This is a genomic window from Thalassospira lucentensis (assembly GCF_050516545.1).
Lineage (GTDB): Bacteria > Pseudomonadota > Alphaproteobacteria > Rhodospirillales > Thalassospiraceae > Thalassospira > Thalassospira lucentensis_C.
The window spans coordinates 571,027-585,069 of sequence record NZ_CP191544.1; the positions used below are offsets into that span (position 1 = coordinate 571,027).

Consider the following 14,043-nt stretch of genomic DNA (forward strand, 5'->3'; position numbering starts at 1 on the left):
ATCAAAACATTCCACCCGCAGGACCGCGTCGGGTGCTTGTTGAACTGGCCACATCGCTACTGCTTGCCATGCCGACAATAACTTCGTCAGTCGCATCTAACCCGCTGGTGATTTCCGCATTGATATTGGTGTTCAAGCCGACCGTAACTGTGCGGTGTTCGGGCAGGCCATCTGGGTTGATGACATCAAGAATATAGGTGCCCTCTGGCGTTGGGCCGATAAGGGATGCGGATGGAACGATCAGGGCATTTTCGGATTTGTTTAGGGTAATGGTGACTTCTGCTGTCATCCAAAGGCGCAACAATCGATCAGGGTTTTCAACATCAAACAGGGCGTTGTAATAAACCGCTTCGTCGTCGGTGTTTTCATCAGCATCTTCGATGCCGGTTGGGGCGGGTTCGATGGCGCGAAGGGTGCTTTGATAAACGCTACTGGCATCCCCCAGAACCGCAAACTGAACCGGTAATCCTTCATGGATGCGGATGATGTCGGCCTCGGATACTTCGGCCTTGATCGTAACGGTGCCAAGCTTGGCCAATTTGATGATGGTGGGGGCTTCTTGCGTGGCATTGACGGTCTGGCCTTCCTTGACCGGAAGGGCAACGACCGTGCCATCCATTGGGGCGGTGATTTTGGTATAGCCGAGATCAATACGCGCTGTATCAACCGCAATCTCGGCCTGTGCGATCTGGGCATTTAGCGCATCAATATCAGCGCGCGCAATCGCAAGGGTGGCGACCGCGGCATCAAAATCTTCCTGTGGGGAGGCATCAAGGGCGCGCATTTTCTTTTGCCGCGCGAAATCAAGTTCAGCCTGCGCCAAGGTTGCTTTTTGGGCGGCAAGCTCTGCCTTGATATTGGCAAGTGATGCTTCGGCTTCTTTTAAATCGTTTTCCTGGGTTGATGGATCAATTTCGGCAATCAAATCGCCTTCTTTGATTTGTTCACCCAGGTCCACATGAAGTGCCTTGATCTGCCCGGAAACCTGCGCGCCAACACTGACCAGTTTGGATGCGCTAACGGTGCCGGTTGCAAGGACGGTATCTTCAATCGTGCCAATGCGTGGTTTTGCTGTGACATATGTGGTTTGGGCACTGCTGGGAAACAGATAGGCCTGTAATCCCCACGCCATGCCCGCAACGGTAACGAGGATAATAACAATGTTGCGGATACGTTTAGTGGTTTTGCTCATCGGGCATTCATTCCTGAAGTCAGTCAGTTGCGCGGCATGCGCATTCCTGATGAGACAGAGATAACAAACCAATTATCCATTGAGGGTGAGGGGGGCGAAAATGATGTGTAAGGAATGTGTAAAGATGGCCCAAGGCCTCTTTTAACGCGCAAATTCATCGGTAGAATGGCAACAATAAAAATAACGCCATACGTTAAGGGGCCTGACCCTAGGTTACCCATGAGACTGTTTTGTCGTTTAGGAAAGACCCCGCACAGTGACCCGCATATTGCTTGTTGATGATGACGCCGAACTTGGTGCCATGCTGGCTGAATATCTTGAAGGTGAAGGCTTTGACGTATCCCAAGCTTATACCGGCAAAGAAGGCCTCGCACGCGCCCTTCAAGGGGAATATGCCGCCATCCTGCTTGACATCATGATGCCCGGCATGGGCGGGATTGAGGTCTTGCGGGAATTGCGTGCTAAAAGCCGGGTGCCGGTGATTATGTTAACCGCCAAGGGCGATGATGTGGACCGGGTGGTTGGGCTGGAACTTGGCGCGGATGATTATATTCCCAAACCGTATTACCCGCGTGAATTGGTCGCACGGATACGGGCGGTGTTGCGTCGGGTGGACCCCGTCAGCGAAGAGGCATCGTCAGAAACAACCGACGAGCTGCATTACGGGAATCTGATCCTGAAATCCGCCAGCCGTATGGCGCAATATGACGGTGATCCGCTTGATCTGACTGTATCGGAATTCAATCTGCTTGAAGTCTTGATGCGCGCAGGTGAACGCGCCCTTTCAAAAGATGAATTATCGCGCAAGGTTCTGGGCCGTCCCCGCGAAGTGTATGACCGGTCGATTGATGTTCATATGAGTAACCTACGCCAGAAATTACAAACCGTTAGTGGTGATGCCGGGGTGATCGAAACTGTCCGTGGATTTGGCTATCGTTTAAGGAAAAGCGTATGAAAAGACTGCTTTTCTGGAAAATCCTGATTGGGTTTGTCATCACCTTTATCGGCATTTCGGTTGGGGTGTGGTCGCTGTTGCAATTATATGGTGGTCCGCCTGAACCGTTTCATGTCGGGTATCTTAAGCGTACCGCACCGGGTTATCTCGACACCGCAGCACAGGTGGCCAAGGGCGGTGGTGTTGATGCAGTTAAAACCGCAATTGCATATTGGCCGGCATCTGACCGTGAACGCCTGATCCTTGAAGTTGATGACGGGGCGATTTCTGATGTCCCGAGGCTGGATAATCAGTCTTCTGAATGGCTAGAACAGCTGTTGGAGCATCCAGAACTGATTCAGGAGGTCGTTGGGCCGGAAGGTGAGAATATTCGACTTATCTTTGATGTGAGCGATATCATTGCCGAAATGCCCGAACGATCACGATGGAGAGTCCCCAGCCCGCTGATTTATGTCGGCATGTTTGGCGCCTTTATCTTTAGCGCGGTTCTGGCTTGGTATTTAACGCGACCGATCATCAAATTGCGTGACGGGTTTGAAGAACTTTCAAAGGGCAACCTTGATTATCGTCTGGGGAAAAACATTGGGCGTCGCCGCGATGAAATTGCCGATCTGGCGCGTGATTTTGATGTAATGGCCGAACGCTTACAGCGGTTGGTGGCATCGCGGGATCGATTGTTAAATGACGTTTCGCATGAATTGCGATCCCCGTTGGCACGGATGCAGCTTGCCGTTGGCTTGGCTCGGCAAAAGCCCGACAAAAGTGCGACATCGCTGGACCGCATTGAAAAAGAAGCCGTGCGGCTGGATGAATTGGTTGGCGAACTTTTGACCTTATCGCGGGTCGAGAGTGGTGCTGCCCAGCAGCAAACATGGATCGATATTGACCATTTGCTCGGTCGTGTGGTCGGCGATGCCCGGTTCGAAGCCGAAGCAACCGGCGTGACGGTATCGGCTGATTTTGGTGGCCGGCAAGGCGATCATGGTCAGATGCCTGTTCTGATGGGAAGCCCTGAATTATTACGCCGCGCGTTTGAGAATGTTGTGCGCAATGCTTTGCGCCATTCAACGGAAGGGCAGGTTGTCCAAATCACCGCTGATGATGACCGGGTTGAGGAACAGTTCTGTATCAGCATTTCTGACCAAGGTCCGGGCATTGACGTTGCCAAACTTGAAGACCTGTTTGAACCTTTTGTCCGCGGCGAAGCAAATACATGGGGTGCGGGATTTGGTCTGGGATTGTCGATTGCTCAGCGTGCAATCCGGGCTCATGGCGGCGATATCGAAATCGAAAACCTCGACGAAGGTGGTTTACGTGTTTTGATCTTTTTGCCGTATCAGCTTCGCGATGCTGACATGTGATAATCAAAGAAATCGATGAATAGAAAACGCCCCGAACCAATTATGGTCGGGGCGTTTTCTATCGCTTATGGCGTCGGCGATCAGCCCATGCGTTCGGACGCATAGCTTCCCGGGCTTGGCGGGAAGACAATCGTGCGATTGCCATTGATGAAGGATCGGTGATGAATATGGGCGTGAACCGCACGTGCCAGAACCTGACTTTCAACATCGCGTCCGATGGACACATAGTCGGCTGAATTCTGGCTGTGGGTAACGCGCGCAAGATCCTGTTCAATGATCGGACCTTCATCAAGGTCTGCGGTAACATAGTGCGCGGTTGCACCGATCAGTTTGACCCCACGTTCATATGCCTGACGATAAGGATTGGCACCCTTGAAGCTTGGCAGAAACGAATGGTGGATATTAATGATCTTACCGCTCATTTTCTTGCAAAGACCATCCGAAAGAACCTGCATATAACGGGCAAGAACAATCAGTTCGACATCGCTGTCCGAGACAAGATCAAGAAGCTTTTTCTCAGCTTCTGGCTTGTTGTCCTTGGTCACCGGAATGTGGTGGAACGGGATGTCGTGATTGACCACGACTTTCTGGTAATCGAAATGGTTTGAAACCACACCGACGATATCAATCGGCAAAGCGCCAATTTTCCAGCGATAAAGCAGATCGTTCAGGCAGTGGCCGAACCGCGATACCATCAGAAGAACTTTCATCTTCTGGTCGCTGTCGTGGAACTGATAGGACATGCCAAATTCGGTTGCGCGACCATCAAAGCCACGTGTCAGTGCTTCCTGATCAACACCTTGTTCGCTTACAAAGGCGACTCGGGTAAAGAACAGGCCGGTTTCCATATCGTCAAACTGGGAGCTGTCGGTGATGTTGCAACCCTGTTCGGCCAGGTAGGTGGAAATGGCTGCAACGATCCCGCGCTGAGAGGCGCAGGTGACTGTCAGAACGTAGCTTTTCATCTCTTCCAGCTTTCAAACTAGCAGTTTTTAAAAGTCACCCGGCCCCGTCCATCGGGGAATGTTGCGGGGCCGGGCAAAAACATCAAATATCAAGCGTGTTTTCGCGCTCCCAAGCTGAGAAATGCGAAACATATGAATTCCATTCCTTTTGCTTAAGCTTCAGGAACGCTTTGGAAAATTCCATGCCAAGTTCGGCTTGAAGGGCTGAATTGCGTCCCATTTCCCGTAGCGCATCCAAAAGATTAAGCGGCAGAAGCGGTGCATCTTTTACAAGATGGCCCTCTTCGTACATATCAATGTCATAGTGCGGTCCCGGATCGGCGGCATTCGCCATGCCATCAAGTCCCGCAGCCATAATCACAGCTTGGAGAAGATAAGGGTTAACGGCCCCGTCTGGCAAACGTAATTCGAACCGGCCCGGTCCGGGAACACGAACCATATGGGTTCGGTTATTGCCCGTCCAAGTCACGCTGTTTGGTGCCCAGGTTGCACCCGACATGGTGCGCGGTGCGTTGATACGTTTATAGGAATTCACCGTCGGGTTGGTAATTGCGGCCATGGCGGATGCATGTTTCATGATCCCGCCAAGGAATGTCTTGCCCTGTTCTGACAGTCCAAAGGGCAAATCATCATCGGCGAATGCATTCTTGCCTGCCTCATCCCAGACCGACACATGGCAATGGCACCCATTGCCCGTCAGACCGGCGAACGGCTTAGGCATAAAGGTCGCCCGCAGCCCGTGCTTTTCGGCAATCGATTTGACCATGAACTTAAAGAAGGAATGCTTGTCTGCGGTCTTAAGCGCATCGTCGAATTCCCAGTTCATTTCAAACTGGCCATTGGCGTCTTCGTGATCGTTTTGATAAGCGCCCCAGCCAAGTTCAAGCATGTAATCGCAAATCTCGGCAATCACATCATAGCGGCGCATGACGGCTTGCTGGTCATAGCACGGCTTTTCGGCGGTATCGGCGGGATCGGAAATCTCCGCGCCATCCGGCGTGATCAGAAAGAACTCTGCTTCAACCCCGGTTTTAACATTAAGGCCAAGCTTGCTGGCCTTGGCAATCTGGGCTTTCAGGACATTGCGCGGTGCCTGTTCAACCGGTTTGCCTTCCATCACGCAATCAGCAGCAACCCATGCAACATCGGGTTTCCACGGCAATTGAATGACCGAATCCGGATCAGGAACGGCGAACATGTCCGGGTGGGCCGGGCTCAGGTCAAGCCATGTGGCAAAACCGGCAAAGCCGGCCCCGTCTTCCTGCATGTCAGCGATCGCCTGGGTGGGGACGAGTTTGGCACGCTGTCCACCAAACAGGTCGGTAAAGCTGATCATGAAATACTTTATGCCGCGTTCCCGGGCGAAGGCTGATAGATCCTTGGTCATTGAAGTCCCCTGACGAATTTTATGCAGTGCCAACCGTTATCCCGGCGCGCCAAAAGGCACACCGGGTCCGGTGGTGCGTTAATGTTCTAGAATCCTCCCTGACCGGGAATCCAGCTGGTCCCGGCAAGCGGTACACCGGCCATGGCCGCCGCTTCGATATTCAGTGCACATAGATCCTCAGGTTCGAGGTTGTGCACATGATTTTTGCCGCAGGCGCGCGCAATTGTTTGCGCTTCAAGGGTCATGACCTTCAGATAGTTGGCCAAACGCCGTCCGGCGGCGATCGGGTCAACCCGTTTCATCAGGTCGGCATCCTGGGTCGTGATGCCTGCGGGATCACGACCTTCATGCCAATCGTCATAAGCACCCGCCGTGGTGCCAAGTGCGGCGTAATCTTCTTCCCATTTCGGATCATTGTCGCCAATGGCCACCAATGCCGCCGTTCCGATGGAAACCGCATCCGCACCAAGTGCCAATGCCTTTGCCACGTCGGCACCGTTACGAATGCCACCAGACACGATCAACTGTACTTTGCGATGCATGCCCATATCTTGCAATGCTTTTACCGCCGGGCGGATGCACGCAAGGGTTGGCTGACCAACATGTTCGATAAACACTTCCTGTGTCGCGGCCGTGCCACCCTGCATACCATCAAGAACAATGACATCCGCACCGGCCTTGACCGCAAGCGCAACGTCATAGTATGGGCGCGCACCACCGACCTTGATAAAGATCGGTTTTTCCCAATCGGTGATTTCGCGCAATTCCTGAATCTTGATTTCCAGATCATCCGGGCCGGTCCAGTCCGGGTGACGACAGGCAGACCGCTGATCAATGCCTTTTGGCAGATTGCGCATATGGGCAACCCGATCGGAAATTTTCTGACCCAGCAGCATCCCGCCACCGCCCGGCTTTGCCCCCTGACCAATGACGATTTCAATCGCATCCGCACGTTTAAGGTCGCGCGGATTCATGCCGTAACGTGAAGGAAGGTATTGATAGACAAGGGTTTGGGAATGTCCGCGTTCTTCTTCGGTCATGCCGCCATCGCCCGTGGTTGTCGATGTACCGGCAATGGTCGCACCACGGCCAAGGGCTTCTTTGGCAGGACCGGATAGGGAGCCGAAACTCATCCCGGCAATGGTAATCGGGATTTTAAGTTCAATCGGTTTTTTGGCAAAGCGCGTGCCCAGCGTGACCGAGGTTTCGCATTTCTCGCGGTATCCTTCGAGTGGGTAACGCGACATCGATGCGCCAAGGAACAACAGATCATCAAAATGCGGGAGCTTGCGTTTCGCACCACTGCCGCGAATGTCATAGATGCCGGTCGCGGCGGCACGACGGATTTCTGACAAGGTATAATCATCAAACGTTGCCGATTTGCGCGGCGTGGTAACGGGATTTTTGTGGCTCATGGTCTGATCCTGTTTCTGGGCTGAAAACGCTGTTTCAGCTCTGCGCGTCAATAAGCGTCGGCATTGTCGATGTTGAAATTATAAAGCGTCCTGGCCGAGCCATATCGTGTGAACTCTTCAGGCTTCACATCCGTGATCCCGGCGTCCTCAAGAAGCTTGCTCAGAATTTCGATATGTTCGGGACGCATGTCCTTTTTGATGCAATCCGCACCAAGGCTTTTGACGGTGCCACGGACAAACAGGCGGGCTTCATAAAGTGAATCGCCCAGCGCATCACCGGCATCGCCCAAAACAACCAGATTGCCCGATTGCGCCATGAAGGCCGACATGTGGCCGATATTGCCTTTGACCACGATGTCGATACCCTTCATCGAAATGCCGCACCGTGATGATGCATTTCCTTCAATCACCAGCAATCCGCCATGGGCGGTGGCACCGGCATATTGGCTGGCATCGCCTTTGATGACGACTTTGCCCGACATCATGTTTTCAGCCACCCCCGGCCCGGCATTGCCGTGCACCGTGATGGTTGCTGTTTCGTTCATACCGGCACAGTAATAGCCAACACTGCCCTTGATATGGACATCAACCGCGGAGTCAATCCCGACAGCAACGGCGTGGCTGCCGCGCGGATTGGTGACTTCGAATTGCTCGTTTGCACCACTTTTATCAAGCGCATGCAGCGACTGGTTCAAATCGCGCAAGGTCGTGGTTGCAAGATCAAACACTGGCATGTGTGTTCCTTCCTCATATGACCGCATGTGAAATTCTGCGATCAGTCGGCTGCGCGTCATCGCTGCATCCGACGGGGTTCTTAATCAATGTTCCCAGAAATAAACCGTGGCGGGTTCCGGTTCCCAAACACGGGCGTCTTCGATGCCCGGCAGGTTGACCAAGGCCCGGTATTCCGACCCGAACGCGACATAGGCATCGGTTTCGGCCATGACAGCGGGTTTGCAGGCAATCGGATCACGGACAACGCCAAAACCCGACTTGGTTCCAACGACAAAGGTAAAGAACCCGTCGAGATCATCGAGCGCGCTGGTCAATGCCTGCCCAAGGTTTTTGCCATTGGCCAGTTCGCCGGTCAGATAGGCCGCGGCAACTTCGGAATCATTTTCCGTTTCAAGGTGAATGCCTTGATGGGAAAGTTCGCGACGCAGATTGTTGTGATTGGAAAGCGATCCGTTATGCACAAGACACTGATCCGATCCGGTTGAAAACGGGTGCGCGCCAAGGGTGGTCACGGCACTTTCGGTTGCCATGCGGGTATGGCCGATCCCGTGTGTGCCCGACATATCGGAAATCTTGAAGCGTTCCAGCACATCTTTCGGCAGGCCGACTTCCTTATAGATTTCCATGACACTGCCCGTGCCCATAACACGCACGTTCGGGCGAAGTTCGCCAAGGGCGGCCCGGGTGGCGTCCATTTGATCCGCGGGAATTGTGATCACCGCATGGGTGCTTTTGGGAAGGATGGATACGTTCGCAATGCCGCTGTTGCGCAATTCTTCGGTCAATCCGGCGAAATCGGTTTCCGGATCCGGGGACTGAATTGTGAGTTTGGCCAGATTGTTCTGATCTGCACCATAAATGGCGATGCCCGCGCTATCGGGGCCGCGATCGGTCATGGTCACCAGCATTTCGGACAGCAAGGTGCCGAGCTGCGGTTCCAGACTTTTGTCTTTTAAGAATAAACCAACAATGCCGCACATGGCAGGACAGTCTCCATTCTGTTTGTCGAATGGAGACTAGCTGCTCAAATTTACGGAATCAACTGTTAAGAATAAAAATTTCATGAGGGTGAATTATAATTTTCACCATCAGGAAAGTTTACCCCCGCGCCGGGTAACAGATGATCGACAGGTAACGTATTGGGAATGAAAGAAGTTCTTCGGGTCCGTGACGCGCATCAGCATCAAAAAACAGGCTGTCACCCGCTTGCATGTAAAAAAGCTGATCGCCGTGGCGATAGCGCACTTCACCCTCAAGCATATAGATGAGTTCCATGCCTTCATGCTGGAAGGCGGGGAAGCTGCTCGACTCCTCGGTCAGGGTCAGTAAGTACGGCTCGACCACAACACCGCTTGTGTTGTTATCGATATGGCCCAGCAGGTTATATTCATGACCCGCGCGGGTTCCGCGTCGTTCAATCGCAATGCCTTCGCCCGATTTCACAAACACCGCATTGCGCGGTTCTTCATAACGTCGGAAGAAATCGGTCAGGGGCACGCCAAGTGCACTTGCCAGGGCCTGAAGCGATGTCAGGGATGGTGAAGTCACGCCATTTTCAATTTTCGACAGCATCCCCATCGAGATGCCGGTGGCAGATGCAAGGTCGGCAATCGTGATGCCAAGTTTCTTACGCAGGGCACGGACTTCATGTCCGATCGCGATTTCCAGATTGTTTTCCTTCGGTTCACGAAGGGCATGCGGGTCCTGGGTGAGGGCAACCGGTTTATTCATGGGATCCATGTGTACTCCTTGCGCGCGTGTCATGTCGGTCGGGTGCGGTTTCTTGGTCTTTTCGCTTGCCATATCGGCGGCTTCCTTCGTCACCGGGGCATTGCCCGGTGCGTTTGCTGTTCGTTTCCTGGGTTTCCATTTGGACCGTTTTTTACGGCCCGTTTTTTTGTGTCGGGCGCTGGTTCATGCGCCGCCCTTCCTGTCACATCTAAACTGTCAGGAAAGGTTTATCAACTGATGGGAAAATAATTGTCGGCCTGATCTGGATATGAGGACGCAATTTGAATGTTGCAATGCCGTGCTAAAATAGCCCATGAGGAATAAATATTGAACTAAATGAAAATAATTGTTGCGTTAGCGAATGAGATACGGCCAGAATACGCACCATAAAAAGCCAGTGTTTGCGTGCTGATTGTGCGCCGCGGCGACTATAATCAGGAGGCCATAACAATGACTGCAAGCTGGAGATTTTCCGCCCTTGCCGACCGACACCGCGCCCTTGGCTCCAATCTTGAAGATTGGAGCGGAATGGGCACGGCCTGGACGTATGATAAGGACTGGGACGAAGAATATATCGCGATCCGGACCAAGGCCGGGATCATGGATGTATCGGGCCTGAAAAAGGTCCACATCACAGGTCCACACGCATCCCATGTCATTGATTATGCCACGACCCGTAATGTCGAAAAAATCTATCCGGGCAAGTCTGTTTATGCCTGCATGCTCAATGATCAGGGCAAGTTCACCGATGATTGCGTCATCTATCGCATGGGGCCGAATTCATGGATGGTTGTCCATGGATCGGGCACAGGCCATGAAGAACTGACCAAGGCCGCCGTTGGCCGCGATGTATCGATCCGCTTTGATGATGATCTGCATGATCTTTCCCTGCAGGGGCCGATTGCGGTGGATTATCTCGCCGAATATGTGCCGGGCATTCGCGACTTGCCGTATTTCCATCATATGCAGACACGTCTGTTTGACGCACCGGTGATGATTTCACGGACCGGCTATACCGGCGAACGGGGGTATGAGATTTTCTGTCGTGCGCAGGATGCCGGCATGATCTGGGATCGGATCGTTGCCGAAGGTGCCGATATGGGCATCATCCCGTCGCGCTTTACCACCCTTGATATGCTGCGTGTCGAAAGTTACCTGCTGTTTTATCCGTATGATAACTCGCAGATGTATCCGTTCGAAAATGAAGGTCCGGGCGATACGCTTTGGGAACTTGGCCTTGATTTCACGGTCAGCCCCGGCAAAACCGGTTTCCGCGGGGCCGAAGAACATTACCGTCTTAAGGGCAAGGAACGCTTTAAAATCTTTGGCCTTTTGTTTGACGGCAAAGAAGTTCCGGCCGAAGGCGCGGAAATATCGAAGGACGGCACCAAGGTTGGTGTTGTGACCTGTGCGATGTATTCCCCGCTCAAAGATCAAACCATGGCGATTGGCCGGATGGCGGTCGAATGCGCGGAGCAAGGCGTGCGGCTTGAAGTCGTCGGCGAAAGTGGCCCGCTAGGCGCAATTGCCCACACGATGCCGTTCGATGATCCAAGCAAATCAAAAAGAACAGCCAAAGGATAACAGGCCACACCGGGGGCTGTTAGACGCCCCCGGATCGCCTGCCTGATCCATGTGGTTTCTAACAGAATGGGACCCCGCTACCATGTCTGAGAGTCTTATCGAAGAAAGTATTCTATCCCGGCCGACCTATGGCACCTTGGCGATTGCGCCGGGGCTGGCGCATTATTTTGTTGCTGATGCATCCGGTGCCGAATGTGTCATTCGGGTTGCCGAGGCAGCACCCAAGGGATTTATGGAAAAGGTCCATATCCTTTACGTGCCGACACCGGGCGAAAATGGCCTGATCACGGCCCTTTATGCCCTTGGTGCCAAGCAGTTCGAACATTTCCCGACCATAGATGAAGCCGTCACCAAACTGGGTGAATGGCTGCTAGATGCCAAGATGGGCAGCCAGCTTTACCTTGCCGGGACCGAAGGCCTGATTGGCAAGGCGGTTGCCAAGGGCGAAGAATGCGGTTTGGACCATAGTGCTGTTCACTGTGAACATCGCGGCAGTCTTGCCCGGCGCGTTCAGTGCGTTCATTGCAAAACCATGATCGAAAACGTCACCACCCAGCCGGCCAAATGTCCGTCTTGTGATTTGCTATTGTTGGTGCGCGATCACTATTCCCGCCGACTGGCCGCCTTTCAGGGGGTGTGCATCAATGCCGAAGACCGCTCGGAAACGGTCGAGATCAGGGAGGTGTTCAAATGAGTGCGTCCGATCATTTGATCCCGGTGGTTGTCAGCAAGGTTGTTGACGTTAATTCAATCATCAAGCGGTTTGAATTCAAGCATATCAACGGCGATATCCTGCCGGCCTTTTCCGGCGGGGCGCATATCGTGGTTGAAATGCACGACGGTCCGACCAAGCGCAAAAATGCCTATTCGCTGATGAGTTCACCGTTTGAGCGCGGGCAATATGCCATTTCCGTCCGCCGCGATGATGACGGGCGCGGTGGATCGAAATTCATGCATGAAAAGGTCAAAACGGGGATGGAGATGAAAATCTCAAGCCCGGTGAACCTGTTTGCCCTCGATCTGCGGGCGAAGAAGCATTTGATGATCGCAGGCGGCATTGGCATCACGCCGTTTATCGCCCAGATGACCCAGGCGCGTGAATTGGGGATGGCGTTTGAATTGCACTATACGGCCCGTTCAGCATCGCAAGCGGCCTATATGGACAGTCTCAAAGACCAGTTTGGCGATGTCGTGAATTGTTGCTGCGACGATGTTGGCGACAAGCTGGATCTAAATGCGCTGTTATCGGATCAGCCGCTTGGCACGCATGTCTATGTGTGTGGTCCCAAAGGCATGATCGAAGCAGTAGTTCAGGCCGCAACCAGTCTTGGCTGGCCCGCAGCGCACATTCATTTCGAACATTTCCTTTCCCCACCGATGGGCAAGGCATTTTCGGTCCATCTGGCCAAGGCCGGGATCGATATTGATGTCGGGCCGGAGGAAAGCCTGCTTGAAGCAATCGAGGCTTCCGGGACGCCGGTGAATTGCCTGTGTCGTTCCGGCGCCTGCGGGCAGTGCGAGACCCAAATTGTCGCCTGTGACGGGGACATTGTCCACAATGATCACTGGCTTGAAGGTGATCAGCGTGAGTCCAAGAAATTCATCATGCCTTGCGTGTCGCGGTTTAGCGGCAAGCGGCTTGAACTTGATCTGTAAGGGAGGATGGAAACATGACCATTCAGTTTAGAAACGAAACCTTCCGCAACGATTTCACCTATGCCAACAGTCCGGGAAATATCCCGCGTTTTCCGTTCCCGTTTCCCGAAGACACATACATGTATTCGACCAATGTGGAACCGCATCACGCAACGCGGGTCGGAAGCCCGTTTGAACATGCCTTTGATGTGGACGAACATTACGTCGCGGAAATGAAGGATCGCGCCCTTGTGCTGGCTGATGATCCGGGCCGGTGTCAGGCCTTGCCGCATATGGAAACCGCCGGATGGGATTTTCTTGAACTGGTGATGGCCTCCAAGGCGCGGGACTATCCCGACCTGTTTGAACTGACCATGGACGGGGATCGTTGGCACTGGATCAACAAGCCGCTTCAGATCGACGATACATTTACCTTTGGCGATACATCGACATTGCCGTGCCATCCGATGGAATATATCGGCCGTCAGGTGCAGGGCGACCACGCCATTTTGGATCAGCGCGATGGTAATCTTTGGCTGGATGCCGGGATCATTACCGCACAGGCCGACTGGTCGCTTGATTTTGATATCGGCATGAACTTTTTCGAATGGCATGCGCCGGTTCCACTTGCCCATGAGTTGGGTGTGTTTCAGCGGGCCTTGAAATACCTGTTATCCTTGCCACAAGGCCAACCGTCGCGGCGTTTGAACTGGACGCTGACGGTCAATCCGCGTCTGGATACCAGTCCGGAAAACTATCCCAAATGGGGCCCGGACCGGATGACGGTAACGCCCGATAATATCGGTGAAAAAATCCATCTGCGGGTGGAACTTCAGACCTTTTGGCGTCTGCCGCGCTCCAACGCGATCCTGTTTCCGATCCGGACATATTTGATGGCGATGAACGAAGTCGTCACCCAGCCGAAATGGGGCCGCCGCCTGCATCGTGTGATGCGCGATTTGCGCCCGGAACTTGTCGAATACAAAGGGTTGTCGCGCTACCACCCGATGCTGGTGGCGTGGCTTGCGCAATTTGACGACGGTGCGCCGACGTCACCGGGGATTTTCCCCGACTGATCAACCG

At 53.4% G+C, this 14,043-nt stretch carries 13 protein-coding genes; 6 read left to right on the plus strand and 7 right to left on the minus strand.

All coding sequences use genetic code 11. The features are described 5' to 3' along the window. Position 1: 1 nt before the first annotated feature. A complete protein-coding gene (locus ACQ0MK_RS02470) occupies positions 2–1,192 on the minus strand; it encodes an efflux RND transporter periplasmic adaptor subunit (protein WP_430474680.1) in 1,191 nt (396 codons plus the stop codon). Positions 1,193–1,448: 256 nt separating this feature from the next. Between ACQ0MK_RS02470 and ACQ0MK_RS02475 the strand changes: the two genes are divergently transcribed. Continuing rightward, positions 1,449–2,147, plus strand: a complete 699-nt coding sequence (locus ACQ0MK_RS02475; protein WP_430474681.1) for a response regulator transcription factor — start codon at positions 1,449–1,451, stop codon at positions 2,145–2,147. Continuing rightward, positions 2,144–3,508 (plus strand): ATP-binding protein, encoded by a 1,365-nt coding sequence (locus ACQ0MK_RS02480; protein WP_430474682.1) that lies wholly within the window; start codon positions 2,144–2,146, stop codon positions 3,506–3,508. The genes ACQ0MK_RS02475 and ACQ0MK_RS02480 overlap by 4 nt, the downstream gene beginning before the upstream one ends. 80 nt (positions 3,509–3,588) lie before the next feature. Here the strand turns inward: ACQ0MK_RS02480 and purU are convergent, their stop codons facing one another. The 6 genes from purU to ACQ0MK_RS02510 all read right to left on the minus strand — a co-directional run bounded on the left by purU (position 3,589) and on the right by ACQ0MK_RS02510 (position 9,750). Next, positions 3,589–4,473: a formyltetrahydrofolate deformylase gene (gene purU / locus ACQ0MK_RS02485; RefSeq protein ID WP_430474683.1), complete on the minus strand. Its 885-nt coding sequence runs from the start codon at positions 4,471–4,473 to the stop codon at positions 3,589–3,591. Between the two features lie 82 nt (positions 4,474–4,555). Then, entirely contained in the window at positions 4,556–5,860 is a 1,305-nt protein-coding gene (glnT, locus tag ACQ0MK_RS02490; RefSeq protein ID WP_430474684.1) for a type III glutamate--ammonia ligase, read from the minus strand. 86 nt (positions 5,861–5,946) lie between these two features. After that, positions 5,947–7,275, minus strand: coding sequence for an FMN-binding glutamate synthase family protein (locus ACQ0MK_RS02495; protein ID WP_430474685.1), 1,329 nt, complete (start codon positions 7,273–7,275; stop codon positions 5,947–5,949). 47 nt (positions 7,276–7,322) lie between these two features. Beyond that, a complete protein-coding gene (locus ACQ0MK_RS02500; protein ID WP_430474686.1) occupies positions 7,323–8,069 on the minus strand; it encodes a protein GlxC in 747 nt (248 codons plus the stop codon). A 24-nt stretch (positions 8,070–8,093) separates the two neighbouring features. Then, the gene (locus ACQ0MK_RS02505; protein WP_430474687.1) at positions 8,094–8,990 is read right to left on the minus strand and encodes a class II glutamine amidotransferase; all 897 of its coding nucleotides are present in this window, start codon (positions 8,988–8,990) and stop codon (positions 8,094–8,096) included. A gap of 118 nt (positions 8,991–9,108) precedes the next feature. Then, the gene (locus ACQ0MK_RS02510; RefSeq protein WP_430474688.1) at positions 9,109–9,750 is read right to left on the minus strand and encodes a helix-turn-helix domain-containing protein; all 642 of its coding nucleotides are present in this window, start codon (positions 9,748–9,750) and stop codon (positions 9,109–9,111) included. 441 nt (positions 9,751–10,191) lie between these two features. Between ACQ0MK_RS02510 and ACQ0MK_RS02515 the strand changes: the two genes are divergently transcribed. The 4 genes from ACQ0MK_RS02515 (at position 10,192) to ACQ0MK_RS02530 (ending at position 14,036) form a co-directional block, all read left to right on the plus strand. Further along, positions 10,192–11,325 carry an aminomethyltransferase family protein gene (locus ACQ0MK_RS02515; protein ID WP_430474689.1) on the plus strand — a complete coding sequence of 378 codons (1,134 nt, stop codon included), beginning with the start codon at positions 10,192–10,194 and terminating at the stop codon, positions 11,323–11,325. An 82-nt stretch (positions 11,326–11,407) separates the two neighbouring features. Further along, entirely contained in the window at positions 11,408–12,019 is a 612-nt protein-coding gene (locus ACQ0MK_RS02520) for a dimethylamine monooxygenase subunit DmmA family protein (protein WP_430474690.1), read from the plus strand. Further along, entirely contained in the window at positions 12,016–12,981 is a 966-nt protein-coding gene (locus ACQ0MK_RS02525; RefSeq protein ID WP_430474691.1) for a PDR/VanB family oxidoreductase, read from the plus strand. Before ACQ0MK_RS02520 ends, ACQ0MK_RS02525 begins: the two co-directional genes overlap by 4 nt. Before the next feature lie 14 nt (positions 12,982–12,995). Continuing rightward, on the plus strand, positions 12,996–14,036 hold the full coding sequence (locus ACQ0MK_RS02530) for a heme-dependent oxidative N-demethylase family protein (protein ID WP_430474692.1): 1,041 nt from the start codon (positions 12,996–12,998) through the stop codon (positions 14,034–14,036). Positions 14,037–14,043 lie beyond the last annotated feature (7 nt).

Coding starts and splice junctions, on each gene's coding strand:
- ACQ0MK_RS02470 (WP_430474680.1), bottom strand. CDS start 1,192: ATGAGCAAAACCACTAAACGTATCCGCAACATTGTTATTATCCTCGTT.
- ACQ0MK_RS02480 (WP_430474682.1), top strand. CDS start 2,144: ATGAAAAGACTGCTTTTCTGGAAAATCCTGATTGGGTTTGTCATCACC.
- purU (WP_430474683.1), bottom strand. CDS start 4,473: ATGAAAAGCTACGTTCTGACAGTCACCTGCGCCTCTCAGCGCGGGATC.
- glnT (WP_430474684.1), bottom strand. CDS start 5,860: ATGACCAAGGATCTATCAGCCTTCGCCCGGGAACGCGGCATAAAGTAT.
- ACQ0MK_RS02495 (WP_430474685.1), bottom strand. CDS start 7,275: ATGAGCCACAAAAATCCCGTTACCACGCCGCGCAAATCGGCAACGTTT.
- ACQ0MK_RS02500 (WP_430474686.1), bottom strand. CDS start 8,069: ATGACGCGCAGCCGACTGATCGCAGAATTTCACATGCGGTCATATGAG.
- ACQ0MK_RS02505 (WP_430474687.1), bottom strand. CDS start 8,990: ATGTGCGGCATTGTTGGTTTATTCTTAAAAGACAAAAGTCTGGAACCG.
- ACQ0MK_RS02510 (WP_430474688.1), bottom strand. CDS start 9,750: ATGGATCCCATGAATAAACCGGTTGCCCTCACCCAGGACCCGCATGCC.
- ACQ0MK_RS02515 (WP_430474689.1), top strand. CDS start 10,192: ATGACTGCAAGCTGGAGATTTTCCGCCCTTGCCGACCGACACCGCGCC.
- ACQ0MK_RS02520 (WP_430474690.1), top strand. CDS start 11,408: ATGTCTGAGAGTCTTATCGAAGAAAGTATTCTATCCCGGCCGACCTAT.
- ACQ0MK_RS02525 (WP_430474691.1), top strand. CDS start 12,016: ATGAGTGCGTCCGATCATTTGATCCCGGTGGTTGTCAGCAAGGTTGTT.
- ACQ0MK_RS02530 (WP_430474692.1), top strand. CDS start 12,996: ATGACCATTCAGTTTAGAAACGAAACCTTCCGCAACGATTTCACCTAT.